The sequence below is a fragment of the Polynucleobacter sp. MWH-Svant-W18 genome (assembly GCF_018687495.1).
In the GTDB taxonomy this organism is placed as follows: Bacteria; Pseudomonadota; Gammaproteobacteria; order Burkholderiales; family Burkholderiaceae; genus Polynucleobacter.
On the sequence record NZ_CP061293.1, the window covers coordinates 30713 to 43504 of the forward strand.

Sequence of the window (12792 nt, forward strand, 5' to 3'; positions counted from 1 at the left end):
AATCCATTTTAGAAATTTTACAAATGCACACACGCGCCTTTCTTAAATTATTCTTCGTAATTACCATAGCCGCACAATTATCTGCTTGCGCCGTGATCGCAATTGGAGGTGTTACAGCGGGTGCAGCGGTGATGGCTGATCGTCGCAGTCCGGGTGTGCAAGCAATTGATAAAGGTATTGAGTTGGAGGCGAGCAGTGCTTTAAGTAAACGTTTTGGAGATAACGCCCATATCAATGTTGCCTCATTTAATCAAAAAGTATTGCTTACTGGTGAAGCGAAAGATGCTGACATCAAGAATGAGGCCGGCGCTTATGTGAAGGCAATGAAGAATGTGCGCTCTGTCTATAACGAATTAGTCGTTGGCCCTAATAGCAGTTACTCAGAACGTGCTAACGACTCTTACTTAGAATCTAAGATCAAGACACAAATGATCTTCACAGAAAAATTGCCATCAAATTCAATGGACATTGTTGCCGAAGGAAGCAGTATTTATTTGTTGGGAATCTTGACTCAGAACGAGGCGGACCTAGCAAAGAAAATTGCTAGCAATGCGAGCGGCGTAAAAAATGTTTATGTCTACTTTGATATCATTTCTGAGGCTGAAAAAGTCCGCCTAGAAAAACAAGGCAAGGCAGATCAATCACAACCTGACAGCCCGCCTAAATACCAATAATTTTTTTTCTGAAAAGAATTGATGTACACGTGGAGTAAATGTATTCGTATGCTGCTTTCATGCGCAGCATTCGTGCTGTTTTTGCAAAAAGCATACGCAAGCAATGAAGATCAAAAAGCATATGCTGTTGCCAAACAAAATGCCTGCTTAGGCTGTCATGCAGTCAACAAAAAAATTGTTGGGCCTAGCTTTGAATCGGTCGCACAAAAATATCAAAGTCATTCGAATGCACAAGCATTTTTGAAAAATAAAATTGCTAAGGGCGGTGCTGGTTCGTGGGGTGTGGTGCCCATGCCCGCGAATGCGAAATTAAGTGATGCTGATCTATCGCTATTGACAGGCTGGATACTGCGGGGCGCTCCAGCTAGTAACTAAAAGTAACTAGGGTGCAAGCCCTGGTCGACCCAAGAACCACCACCAGGCTTGATTTGAGCGCTTGAGGTTTGCTTTCCATGCGTAATCTAGGTCTGCCCACTGTTCATTTGCAGCTTCTTGAACAATGGTTGCAGGGCTTGCTGGAGGCAATTTTAGATAGGCATCTGCATCGCCGTAAGCATATTCAACGGCCATTCCGGCTTTTTGTGCCAAATGCATCATTGCTTTGTTATTTGACAGGCAATGAACATAAAGGATTTCAACGCGCGTATTGCGTGAATGAACCGCTGAGCGTTGTAAGAGCGCAGTGCCAAGGCCTTGTGCTCGCCCTTCTGGCAAAACAGAGACACCAAATTCCGCAGATCGGGTTTTGCCTTTAACATGAGGCAGATACGCCAGGTGCGCCATACCAATGAGCTTTAAATTTAAATCAAAGATTCCAAAAATAGCGTCTTTGTTGAAATTTAGACCCGCTACATAGCTGCGAATCACTTCATCTGGTGTTTGGGTGCCGAAACGTAAGCGACGATCTTCGTCGTCAAGCTGTAGAAAGTGCTGCAGAATTTCTTCCCTATGTCCTGCATGGAGTTCACGCACAGGAACAGCTTGCCCAGCCAAATAGGGCTTAAGGGGTAAGTGCTTGCTCGCTAATTTAGTGTGCATAGCAACATTTTAGCAGAATTAATGAAAAGTTTCAGGGTTTTCCCTAGGGTGTGGCTTATATGCAAATACAGCATCGAAAATGCGGTTTTGGGTTTTTCTCCCTCACAAAAATCTTCCAAAAACTCAAATTTTTTTAAAAAGAGCCAATTTTTTTTAAAATTTATCCCATTGATTTCATTGCATTTATTTTCAATGTCAGAAAAAACTTCCGCTTTTTTAGGAAAAAGAGTGCGGAAGGTGTTGACAACCCTATTCGGGTATGTCATAGTCTCGCTTCTTCGCTGAATGTTTTTGAAAAACGATTCAGCCCTCTTTAAAAATTAGTCAACCGATAATTGTGGGTACTAGGCGAAAGCATCCAGTCCTTCGGGACAGATGTAAACAAATAGTACTCATAGACAGTAAAAAGATTTGGTTTTATTACCAAGTCAATTTCTTGAATGAGTGCGACGATCCGCAAGGATCACAGGAATTGAACTGAAGAGTTTGATCCTGGCTCAGATTGAACGCTGGCGGCATGCCTTACACATGCAAGTCGAACGGCAGCACGGGTGCTTGCACCTGGTGGCGAGTGGCGAACGGGTGAGTAATACATCGGAACGTACCTTATCGTGGGGGATAACGCAGCGAAAGCTGTGCTAATACCGCATACGCCCTGAGGGGGAAAGCGGGGGATCGAAAGACCTCGCGCGATTAGAGCGGCCGATGCCTGATTAGCTTGTTGGTGGGGTAAAAGCCCACCAAGGCGACGATCAGTAGCTGGTCTGAGAGGACGATCAGCCACACTGGGACTGAGACACGGCCCAGACTCCTACGGGAGGCAGCAGTGGGGAATTTTGGACAATGGGGGCAACCCTGATCCAGCAATGCCGCGTGAGTGAAGAAGGCCTTCGGGTTGTAAAGCTCTTTTGTCAGGGAAGAAACACCGGCTCTAACACAGTCCGGGAATGACGGTACCTGAAGAATAAGCACCGGCTAACTACGTGCCAGCAGCCGCGGTAATACGTAGGGTGCGAGCGTTAATCGGAATTACTGGGCGTAAAGCGTGCGCAGGCGGTTATACAAGACAGGCGTGAAATCCCCGGGCTTAACCTGGGAATGGCGCCTGTGACTGTATAGCTAGAGTGTGTCAGAGGGGGGTAGAATTCCACGTGTAGCAGTGAAATGCGTAGATATGTGGAGGAATACCAATGGCGAAGGCAGCCCCCTGGGATAACACTGACGCTCATGCACGAAAGCGTGGGGAGCAAACAGGATTAGATACCCTGGTAGTCCACGCCCTAAACGATGCTGACTAGTTGTTCGGGATTTACATCCTGAGTAACGTAGCTAACGCGTGAAGTCAGCCGCCTGGGGAGTACGGTCGCAAGATTAAAACTCAAAGGAATTGACGGGGACCCGCACAAGCGGTGGATGATGTGGATTAATTCGATGCAACGCGAAAAACCTTACCTACCCTTGACATGTCACTAACGAAGTAGAGATACATTAGGTGCTCGTAAGAGAAAGTGAACACAGGTGCTGCATGGCTGTCGTCAGCTCGTGTCGTGAGATGTTGGGTTAAGTCCCGCAACGAGCGCAACCCTTGTCTTTAGTTGCTACGCAAGAGCACTCTAAAGAGACTGCCGGTGACAAACCGGAGGAAGGTGGGGATGACGTCAAGTCCTCATGGCCCTTATGGGTAGGGCTTCACACGTCATACAATGGTGCATACAGAGGGTTGCCAACCCGCGAGGGGGAGCAAATCTCAGAAAATGCATCGTAGTCCGGATCGTAGTCTGCAACTCGACTACGTGAAGCTGGAATCGCTAGTAATCGCGGATCAGAATGTCGCGGTGAATACGTTCCCGGGTCTTGTACACACCGCCCGTCATACCATGGGAGTGGGTTTTGCCAGAAGCCGTTAGCCTAACCGCAAGGAGGGCGACTGCCACGGCAGGGTTCATGACTGGGGTAAAGTCGTAACAAGGTAGCCGTATCGGAAGGTGCGGCTGGATCACCTCCTTTCTAGAGAAAAGATGCTGAAGCTATAGTGCCCACACTTATCGGTTGACAATAAAAGCCACGGGTCTGTAGCTCAGCTGGTTAGAGCACTGTGTTGATAACGCAGGGGTCGTAGGTTCAAGTCCTACCAGACCCACCAATCAGCAGTGATATGGACTTAGTGGACGTTGGGGGATTAGCTCAGCTGGGAGAGCACCTGCTTTGCAAGCAGGGGGTCGTCGGTTCGATCCCGTCATCCTCCACCAACATCTAAATGTCAAAACTAAGCGATTTAACGATTGTTTAGTTTTGCCATTTATGGCTGTTCTTTAAAAATTTGAGTAAGCAAAGTGTCAAATGTTTCTTTGAGAGGACATTTGATAATGTAATAAGGGTAAAGATTGAATCATCAATCAGTAATATCAAACGAGTTTTACAAAGTTCTTAACAAGTACTTACAGTTTGGATTACGGCAAACATGTCAGAAGTAGAAGTAAAACCTGTAACAGGTACTAGCAATGGTGCTCGTTATAGGATCAAGTGAATAAGTGCACATGATGGATGCCTTGGCGATTACAGGCGACGAAAGACGTTATAACCTGCGATAAGCCCCGGGGAGCTGGTAAATAAGCTTTGATCCGGGGATTTCTGAATGGGGAAACCCACCACTTTTGTGGTATCCATACCTGAATACATAGGGTATGAGAAGCGAACCTTGTGAACTGAAACATCTAAGTAGCAAGAGGAAAAGACATCAACCGAGATTCCCAAAGTAGTGGCGAGCGAAATGGGAAGAGCCTTCTAGTGATAGCTCAGTAATTAACAGAATGGAATGGAAAGTCCAACAATAAAGGGTGATAGTCCCGTATGTGAAAATTATTGAGTGGTACTAGGCTAGAGACAAGTAGGGCGGGACACGAGAAATCCTGTCTGAATATGGGGGGACCATCCTCCAAGGCTAAATACTCGTAATCGACCGATAGTGAACAAGTACCGTGAGGGAAAGGCGAAAAGAACCCCGGGAGGGGAGTGAAATAGATCCTGAAATTGTGTGCATACAAACAGTAGGAGCCTCGTAAGGGGTGACTGCGTACCTTTTGTATAATGGGTCAGCGACTTACATTCAGTAGCAAGCTTAACCGAATAGGGAAGGCGTAGCGAAAGCGAGTCCGAATAGGGCGCTAGTTGCTGGGTGTAGACCCGAAACCAGTTGATCTATCCATGGCCAGGTTGAAGGTGCGGTAACACGTACTGGAGGACCGAACCCACTAACGTTGAAAAGTTAGGGGATGAGCTGTGGATAGGGGTGAAAGGCTAAACAAAACTGGAAATAGCTGGTTCTCTCCGAAAACTATTTAGGTAGTGCCTCGTGTATCACTGTAGGGGGTAGAGCACTGTCATGGTAGTGGGGTCCATTGCGGATTACTGCGCCATAGCAAACTCCGAATACCTACAAGTGCAAGCACGGGAGACAGACATCGGGTGCTAACGTCCGGTGTCAAGAGGGAAACAACCCAGACCGCCAGCTAAGGTCCCTAATATATGCTAAGTGGGAAACGAAGTGGGAAGGCTAAAACAGTCAGGAGGTTGGCTTAGAAGCAGCCATCCTTTAAAGAAAGCGTAATAGCTCACTGATCGAGTCGTCCTGCGCGGAAGATGTAACGGGGCTAAGCATATAACCGAAGCTGCGGATCACAGCAATGTGATGGTAGGAGAGCGTTCTGTAAGCCTGTGAAGGTGTCTTGTAAAGGATGCTGGAGGTATCAGAAGTGCGAATGCTGACATGAGTAGCGATAAAGGGGGTGAAAAGCCCCCTCGCCGTAAGCCCAAGGTTTCCTGTTCAACGTTCATCGGAACAGGGTGAGTCGGCCCCTAAGGCGAGGCAGAGATGCGTAGCTGATGGGAACAAGGTTAATATTCCTTGACCATTGTTAGATGCGATGGGGGGACGGATCGCGGAAAGTTGTCCGGGTGTTGGAAGTCCCGGTTCTTGCGTTGGAGATGGCTATTAGGTAAATCCGGTAGCGTAATTCAAGGGCGTGAGACGAGCGAATTTATTCGCGAAGCAATTGGAAGTGGTTCCAAGAAAAGCCTCTAAGCTTCAGTCTAACAAGACCGTACCGCAAACCGACACAGGTGGGCGAGATGAGTATTCTAAGGCGCTTGAGAGAACTCAGGAGAAGGAACTCGGCAAATTTGCACCGTAACTTCGGGATAAGGTGCGCCCTTGTAGTTTGACCGTGAACAACGGAAGGACGAAAGGGTTGCAATAAAAAGGTGGCTGCGACTGTTTAATAAAAACACAGCACTCTGCAAACACGAAAGTGGACGTATAGGGTGTGACGCCTGCCCGGTGCTGGAAGATTAAATGATGGGGTGCAAGCTCTTGATTGAAGTCCCAGTAAACGGCGGCCGTAACTATAACGGTCCTAAGGTAGCGAAATTCCTTGTCGGGTAAGTTCCGACCTGCACGAATGGCGTAACGATGGCCACACTGTCTCCTCCTGAGACTCAGCGAAGTTGAAATGTTTGTGATGATGCAATCTACCCGTGGCTAGACGGAAAGACCCCATGAACCTTTACTGTAGCTTTGCATTGGACTTTGAATCGGTCTGTGTAGGATAGGTGGGAGGCGTTGATAACAGGATGCTAGTTCTGTTGGAGCCAACCTTGAAATACCACCCTGATTTATTTGAGGTTCTAACCTTGGCCCGTTATCCGGGTCGGGAACAGTGCATGGTAGGCAGTTTGACTGGGGCGGTCTCCTCCCAAAGTGTAACGGAGGAGTACGAAGGTACGCTTGGTACGGTCGGACATCGTACCTAAAGTGCAATGGCAAAAGCGTGCTTAACTGCGAGACCGACAAGTCGAGCAGGTGCGAAAGCAGGTCATAGTGATCCGGTGGTTCTGTATGGAAGGGCCATCGCTCAACGGATAAAAGGTACTCTGGGGATAACAGGCTGATACCGCCCAAGAGTTCATATCGACGGCGGTGTTTGGCACCTCGATGTCGGCTCATCTCATCCTGGGGCTGTAGCCGGTCCCAAGGGTATGGCTGTTCGCCATTTAAAGAGGTACGTGAGCTGGGTTTAAAACGTCGTGAGACAGTTTGGTCCCTATCTGCCATGGGCGTTGGAGATTTGACGGGGGCTGCTCCTAGTACGAGAGGACCGGAGTGGACATTCCGCTGGTGTACCTGTTGTTTCGCCAGAAGCATCGCAGGGTAGCTATGAATGGAAGAGATAACCGCTGAAAGCATCTAAGCGGGAAACTTGCCTGAAGATGAGATCTCCCGTAGGTTTAACCTACATAAAGGGTCGTTGAAGACCACAACGTTGATAGGTCGGGTGTGGAAGTGCAGTAATGCATTAAGCTAACCGATACTAATTGCCCGTTAGGCTTGATCCTATAACCAGCACTATTGTGTTGGATGTTTGCCAGATTTAATCTGCATCCTTATTACATGCTTACTCAAATGGAGTTGTTGATTTATCAGCAACTCAACCCTCTACGCCCGGTGACCATAGCGAATTGGAACCACTCCTTCCCATCCCGAACAGGACAGTGAAACGATTCTACGCCGATGATAGTGCGGATTACCCGTGTGAAAGTAGGTAACTGCCGGGCACCAATGCGACGCCCAGACCCTTTTAGGTCTGGGCGTTTTTACTTGTGCAAAGCGTTTTGAGAGATTGACAGAAACTCCGTTTGGAGTCAGAATATTGGGTTCGCGGAGGGGTGTCCGAGCGGCTAAAGGAGGCAGACTGTAAATCTGTTGGCTATGCCTACGTAGGTTCGAATCCTACCCCCTCCACCAGATGTGCGGGATTAGTTTAATGGTAAAACAGCAGATTTCCAATCTTCGGTCAAGAGTTCGATTCTCTTATCCCGCTCCAGAATTTGTAGCAAAAAGATTGGCCCATGTGGCTCAGTGGTAGAGCACTCCCTTGGTAAGGGAGAGGTCGGCAGTTCGATCCTGCCCATGGGCACCAGGTTCAAGTTTGATTAATTGTGTATTTCGAGTTTTGGTTTAAGAGTTAACTAAAGGCAGACAAAAATGGCAAAAGAAAAGTTCGAGCGGACAAAACCGCACGTAAACGTAGGCACCATCGGTCACGTTGACCACGGTAAAACGACTTTGACAGCAGCAATCGCAACCGTGCTCTCAAAAGCATTTGGTGGCGAAGCTAAAGCATACGATCAGATCGATGCTGCTCCAGAAGAAAAAGCCCGCGGTATTACGATTAATACAGCGCACGTTGAGTATGAGACAGCGAATCGTCACTACGCTCACGTAGATTGCCCAGGACATGCTGACTACGTTAAGAACATGATTACTGGTGCTGCGCAGATGGACGGCGCAATTTTAGTTTGCTCTGCTGCTGACGGCCCAATGCCACAAACGCGTGAGCACATCCTCTTGGCACGCCAAGTTGGTGTTCCTTACATCATCGTATTTTTGAACAAGTGCGATATGGTGGATGATGCTGAGTTGTTAGAACTCGTAGAAATGGAAGTTCGTGAACTTCTGTCTAAATACGACTTCCCAGGCGATGACACACCAATCGTGCAAGGTTCTGCGAAGTTAGCCCTTGAAGGCGACGAAGGTCCATTGGGTAAAGAAGCCATCATGAAGTTGGCTGAAGCATTGGACTCTTATATCCCAACTCCAGAGCGTGCTATTGATGGCGCGTTCTTGATGCCAGTAGAAGACGTGTTCTCTATCTCCGGTCGCGGCACTGTAGTGACTGGTCGTATTGAGCGCGGTATCGTTAAAGTAGGCGAAGAGATCGAAATCATCGGTATCAAGCCAACACTCAAGACTACTTGTACTGGTGTTGAAATGTTCCGCAAATTGCTCGACCAAGGTCAAGCAGGCGATAACGTTGGTATCTTATTGCGCGGTACAAAACGTGAAGAAGTTGAGCGCGGCCAAGTATTGGCTAAGCCAGGTTCAATCACTCCACATACTCACTTTACAGCCGAGGTTTATATCTTGGGTAAAGACGAAGGTGGTCGTCATACTCCGTTCTTTAACAACTATCGTCCCCAGTTCTACTTCCGTACAACGGACGTAACAGGTTCAATCGAGTTGCCAAAAGACAAAGAGATGGTGATGCCTGGTGATAACGTCACCATTACCGTCAAACTCATCGCTCCAATCGCGATGGAAGAAGGTTTACGTTTTGCGATCCGTGAAGGTGGCCGTACTGTTGGCGCCGGCGTGGTTGCAAAGATTTTGGCTTAAGTAGTAAGTAATACGTTTTTATAAAGGGGTGTAGCTCAATTGGCAGAGCGTTGGTCTCCAAAACCAAAGGTTGGGGGTTCGATGCCCTCCGCCCCTGCCACGATTTGAACTGAAAGTGATATGTCTCAACAAACTGTAGGTCACTCTGAAGAAAAGAGCAGTTGGGTCTCCGGACTCGCTGCTTTAATTGTCGTTGCTGCGTTAGTGCTTTACTACACGCTCATCGATCAATCTTTATTAGTGCGCCTGGGCGTTTTGTTTGGTGGCATTGCAGCTGCAGTTTTGATTGTGGCGATTTCACCGGATGGGCGTCGTTTTATCGCCTACGCAAAAGATTCTTGGTACGAAGTAAAAAAGGTTGTTTGGCCGACTCGTAAAGAGACTACCCAAATGACTCTAGTCGTATTTGGCTTTGTCCTGATCATGTCCCTGTTTTTATGGATTGCAGACAAATTGATTGAATGGCTAGTTTTTTCAGTCTTCTTAGGCTGGAAGTGAGTAAAAAATGATTGATTCTGAAGTAGCCGCAAATCCACAAGCTACCGGCAATATGCGCTGGTACGTTATTCACGCTTACTCCGGCATGGAAAAGAGCGTCAAAAAAGGTCTTGAAGAGCGTATTGCACGTTCTGGCATGCCTGAGAAATTTGGCCGTATTTTGGTTCCTTCCGAAGAGGTTGTGGAGATCAAATCTGGCACAAAATCAGTGACTGAGCGCCGTTTCTTCCCAGGATATGTCCTGATTGAGATGGAAATGACCGATGAAAGCTGGCATTTAGTGAAAAACACGCCAAAAGTAACCGGTTTCGTAGGTGGTGTACGTAACCGCCCAAGCCCGATTTCTACTGCTGAAGTCACCAAAATCATGGATCAAATGCAGGCAGGGGTTGATAAACCGAAGCCTAAGACCCTGTTTGAGGTGGGTGAGATGGTTCGCGTTAAAGAAGGTCCGTTCACTGATTTCAATGGAAACGTTGAAGAAGTGAATTATGAGAAGTCAAGATTACGCGTTTCTGTTACAATATTTGGCCGCGGTACCCCAGTTGAGCTGGAGTTCGGCCAAGTAGAAAAGATGTAAAAACAAGGACTTAGTCCGGTTTTGCAGTGCGGTAGTTTGTACTAAGTGGTTATTTAGTTTTTGTAATTAACCGAGGAGCGGAGCTAGAAAGCCAAAAACTAGCGAAGCGTTTACTCAACGGCGGTCTTTCCTAATGAGGTAAGGCGCGCTTTAAGGAGCACACATGGCAAAGAAGATTATTGGCTTTATTAAGCTGCAGATCCCTGCAGGTAAAGCAAATCCATCACCACCCGTAGGTCCAGCATTGGGTCAACGCGGTCTGAACATTATGGAATTCTGTAAGGCGTTTAATGCTCAAACTCAGAGCATGGAACCTGGTCTGCCAATTCCAGTCGTGATTACAGCGTTCGCTGATAAGAGCTTCACATTCATCATGAAGACTCCCCCAGCAACCATCATGATTAAGAAGGCTGCGAAGATCGAAAAAGGATCACCACGTCCTCATACCGATAAGGTAGGAAAAATTACTCGTGCTCAAGCAGAAGAAATCGCTAAAGCAAAAATGCCAGATTTGACAGCAGCCGATATGGACGCAGCTGTTAGAACAATCGCTGGTAGCGCCCGTTCCATGGGCATCACTGTGGAAGGTCTCTAATCATGACTAAGTTATCTAAACGCGTTAAAGCAATTCAATCTAAAGTTGATCGCAACAAGTTCTACCCATTAGAAGATGCATTGAACCTCGTTAAAGAGTGTGCAACTGCAAAGTTTGATGAGTCTATCGACGTTGCTGTTCAATTGGGTATTGATGCTAAGAAATCTGACCAAGTTGTGCGTGGCGCAGTAGTGCTCCCAGCTGGTACAGGTAAGCATGTTCGTGTGGCTGTTTTTGCCCAAGGCGAGAAGGCTGAACAAGCCAAAGCTGCTGGCGCAGAAATCGTTGGCATGGAAGATCTTGCTGAACAAATTAAAGGCGGCAAAATTGATTTCGATATTTTGATCGCATCACCAGACACAATGAAAATTGTTGGTACCTTAGGTCAAGTATTGGGCCCACGTGGTTTGATGCCAAATCCAAAGGTTGGAACAGTTACACCTGACGTTGCTACTGCAGTGAAGAACGCAAAAGCTGGTCAAGTGCAGTTCCGTGTGGACAAAGCCGGTATCGTGCACGCAAGCATTGGCCGTCGTTCATTCGAGCCAGCTGCATTGAAATCCAACTTGCTCGCATTGCTTGAGGCTTTGAATAAAGCAAAACCTCCTGCATCTAAGGGTATTTATTTAAAGAAGGTTGCCGTAAGCAGCACCATGGGTGCAGGCGTGCGCGTTGACCAAGCATCGTTACAGGCAGCTCAATAAGTAGCTTGTAACAAAAAAGAACTTTGGGTCGACTCCTGCTCTTTGAGTGAGAGTCGAACATCAAAGACCGTTGGTGAATTAGTTGCTTATACAGAGTTAATTCTTAATCGTTACGAAAGTAATAGCCAGCGCAGATGGCGACCCTGAAAAGATTTTCACAAGAATCTTTGTGAACAAATGATCAGACGCTGGTGTGTAACCCCAACTGGAAACAGTTGGTTTTTATGGAGTTAAACCGTGCCTTTGAATGTACAAGACAAAAAAGCGATTGTTGCTGATGTCGGCGCTCAATTGGCTGGAGCTCAAACTGTCGTGCTCGCTGAATACCGTGGTATTCCAGTAGAGCAGTTGACAAAGCTACGTGCTAGCGCACGTGACCAAGGTGTCTATCTTCGCGTTTTGAAGAACACATTGGCACGCCGTGCTGCACAAGGCACACAGTTTGAACCTCTTGCTGATTCGATGGTTGGCCCCTTGATTTACGGCATCTCTGCTGATCCGATTGCTTCGGCAAAAGTATTGCAGGGCTTTGCTAAGACTCAAGATTTGCTAGTCATTAAAGCTGGCTTATATAACGGCAAGTTGTTAGACGTTGCAGGCGTAAAAGCCCTCGCAACAATTCCAAGCCGCGACGAGTTGTTATCTCAGTTGTTAGGTGTGATGTTGGCACCTGTTTCTGCGATGGCTCGCGTATTGGGCGCAGTAGCAGCACAAAAGGCAGCTGGAGCTCCTGCTCCGGTAGCAGCACCTGCAGTAGAAGCAGCAGCCCCAGCAGAAGTCGTTGCTGAAGCCGCCGCTCCAGAAGCAGCCGCTGAGCCTGCAGCCGCAGCCCCAGAAGCTGGAACAGAAGCAAAAGAAACCCCTGCCGCTGAATAAGCGACAGATTAACTATTTAAGTATTAGGAGCTAAAAATGGCGATTACTAAAGAAGAAATCATTGAAGCAGTAGGTAGCATGTCCGTTATGGATTTGAACGACTTGGTTAAAGCGTTCGAAGAGAAGTTTGGCGTATCAGCCGCAGCGATGGCTGTTGCTGGTCCTGCCGGTGCAGGCGGTGGCGGTGCTGCTGCAGAAGAGCAAACAGAATTCACTGTGAACTTGCTTGAAGCTGGCGCAAACAAGGTTTCAGTAATTAAGGCAGTTCGCGAAATTACTGGTCTTGGCTTGAAAGAAGCTAAGGACTTGGTTGACGGTGCACCGAAGCCAATCAAAGAAGGCGTTGACAAGAAAACTGCTGAAGAAGCTAAGAAGAAGCTTGAAGAAGCTGGCGCTAAAGCAGAACTCAAGTAATACAAACTCCGCTAGCGCTTCTCAAAAAGGAGCGTTAGCTATGTTGGGTTTGACCATTAGTGGTCAAACCCGATTTCATTTCTGATTGAAATCGGGTTTGCCTTCTGATACGACTGCAGAATGCAAGTTTGGTCGGGCACTAGATCCATGCGATTTAGTGTTGTCCGCCAGTGATTGGTAGT

Annotated in this window: 10 protein-coding genes, 6 tRNA genes, 3 rRNA genes and 1 pseudogene; 18 read left to right on the forward strand and 2 right to left on the reverse strand. The window is 47.5% G+C overall.

Translation table 11 applies throughout. From position 1 onward, the window contains the following. Window positions 1–23 precede the first annotated feature (23 nt). The gene (locus C2757_RS00165; RefSeq protein ID WP_215374636.1) at window positions 24–674 is read left to right on the forward strand and encodes a BON domain-containing protein; all 651 of its coding nucleotides are present in this window, start codon (window positions 24–26) and stop codon (window positions 672–674) included. Between the two features lie 48 nt (window positions 675–722). After that, window positions 723–1049: a c-type cytochrome gene (locus tag C2757_RS00170; protein ID WP_215374639.1), complete on the forward strand. Its 327-nt coding sequence runs from the start codon at window positions 723–725 to the stop codon at window positions 1047–1049. 6 nt (window positions 1050–1055) lie between these two features. On the opposite strand, the gene C2757_RS00175 is transcribed toward C2757_RS00170, so the two are convergent. Both C2757_RS00175 and C2757_RS00180 read right to left on the reverse strand, forming a co-directional pair. Continuing rightward, window positions 1056–1712, reverse strand: a complete 657-nt coding sequence (locus tag C2757_RS00175; protein ID WP_215374642.1) for a GNAT family N-acetyltransferase — start codon at window positions 1710–1712, stop codon at window positions 1056–1058. After that, entirely contained in the window at window positions 1697–1978 is a 282-nt protein-coding gene (locus tag C2757_RS00180) for a hypothetical protein (RefSeq protein ID WP_215374644.1), read from the reverse strand. Before C2757_RS00180 ends, C2757_RS00175 begins: the two co-directional genes overlap by 16 nt. Window positions 1979–2186: 208 nt before the next feature. On the opposite strand from C2757_RS00180, the gene C2757_RS00185 reads away from it, so the two are divergent. The 16 genes and pseudogenes from C2757_RS00185 (at window position 2187) to rplL (ending at window position 12610) form a co-directional block, all read left to right on the forward strand. Further along, window positions 2187–3719 (forward strand): 16S ribosomal RNA (locus C2757_RS00185). A 59-nt stretch (window positions 3720–3778) separates the two neighbouring features. Further along, window positions 3779–3855: transfer RNA gene (locus C2757_RS00190), tRNA-Ile, on the forward strand. A gap of 30 nt (window positions 3856–3885) precedes the next feature. Next, a tRNA-Ala gene (locus C2757_RS00195) sits at window positions 3886–3961 on the forward strand. 268 nt (window positions 3962–4229) lie between these two features. Further along, window positions 4230–7103: ribosomal RNA gene (locus tag C2757_RS00200) — 23S ribosomal RNA — on the forward strand. Between the two features lie 105 nt (window positions 7104–7208). Then, window positions 7209–7322, forward strand: a 5S ribosomal RNA gene (gene rrf, locus C2757_RS00205). The 16S, 23S and 5S rRNA genes sit together here with 5 tRNA genes alongside, the layout of an rRNA operon. Before the next feature lie 105 nt (window positions 7323–7427). Continuing rightward, a tRNA-Tyr gene (locus tag C2757_RS00210) sits at window positions 7428–7512 on the forward strand. Window positions 7513–7517: 5 nt separating this feature from the next. Then, window positions 7518–7591, forward strand: a tRNA-Gly gene (locus C2757_RS00215). Between the two features lie 21 nt (window positions 7592–7612). After that, window positions 7613–7687, forward strand: a tRNA-Thr gene (locus C2757_RS00220). A gap of 65 nt (window positions 7688–7752) precedes the next feature. Continuing rightward, complete coding sequence (gene tuf / locus C2757_RS00225; RefSeq protein WP_215374647.1) at window positions 7753–8943, forward strand: elongation factor Tu; 1191 nt, start codon at window positions 7753–7755, stop codon at window positions 8941–8943. Between the two features lie 24 nt (window positions 8944–8967). Beyond that, window positions 8968–9043, forward strand: a tRNA-Trp gene (locus C2757_RS00230). A 20-nt stretch (window positions 9044–9063) separates the two neighbouring features. Next, the gene (secE, locus tag C2757_RS00235; protein WP_215374649.1) at window positions 9064–9441 is read left to right on the forward strand and encodes a preprotein translocase subunit SecE; all 378 of its coding nucleotides are present in this window, start codon (window positions 9064–9066) and stop codon (window positions 9439–9441) included. Between the two features lie 7 nt (window positions 9442–9448). Further along, window positions 9449–10021: a transcription termination/antitermination protein NusG gene (nusG, locus tag C2757_RS00240; protein WP_087908791.1), complete on the forward strand. Its 573-nt coding sequence runs from the start codon at window positions 9449–9451 to the stop codon at window positions 10019–10021. 163 nt (window positions 10022–10184) lie between these two features. Next, window positions 10185–10616, forward strand: coding sequence for a 50S ribosomal protein L11 (rplK, locus tag C2757_RS00245; protein WP_011901890.1), 432 nt, complete (start codon window positions 10185–10187; stop codon window positions 10614–10616). A gap of 2 nt (window positions 10617–10618) precedes the next feature. Then, window positions 10619–11320, forward strand: coding sequence for a 50S ribosomal protein L1 (gene rplA, locus C2757_RS00250; protein ID WP_215374652.1), 702 nt, complete (start codon window positions 10619–10621; stop codon window positions 11318–11320). Window positions 11321–11557: 237 nt separating this feature from the next. After that, window positions 11558–12073: pseudogene (gene rplJ, locus C2757_RS00255) on the forward strand (50S ribosomal protein L10); the annotation flags it as partial. 159 nt (window positions 12074–12232) lie between these two features. After that, window positions 12233–12610 (forward strand): 50S ribosomal protein L7/L12, encoded by a 378-nt coding sequence (gene rplL, locus C2757_RS00260; protein WP_068947688.1) that lies wholly within the window; start codon window positions 12233–12235, stop codon window positions 12608–12610. Window positions 12611–12792: the final 182 nt, after the last annotated feature.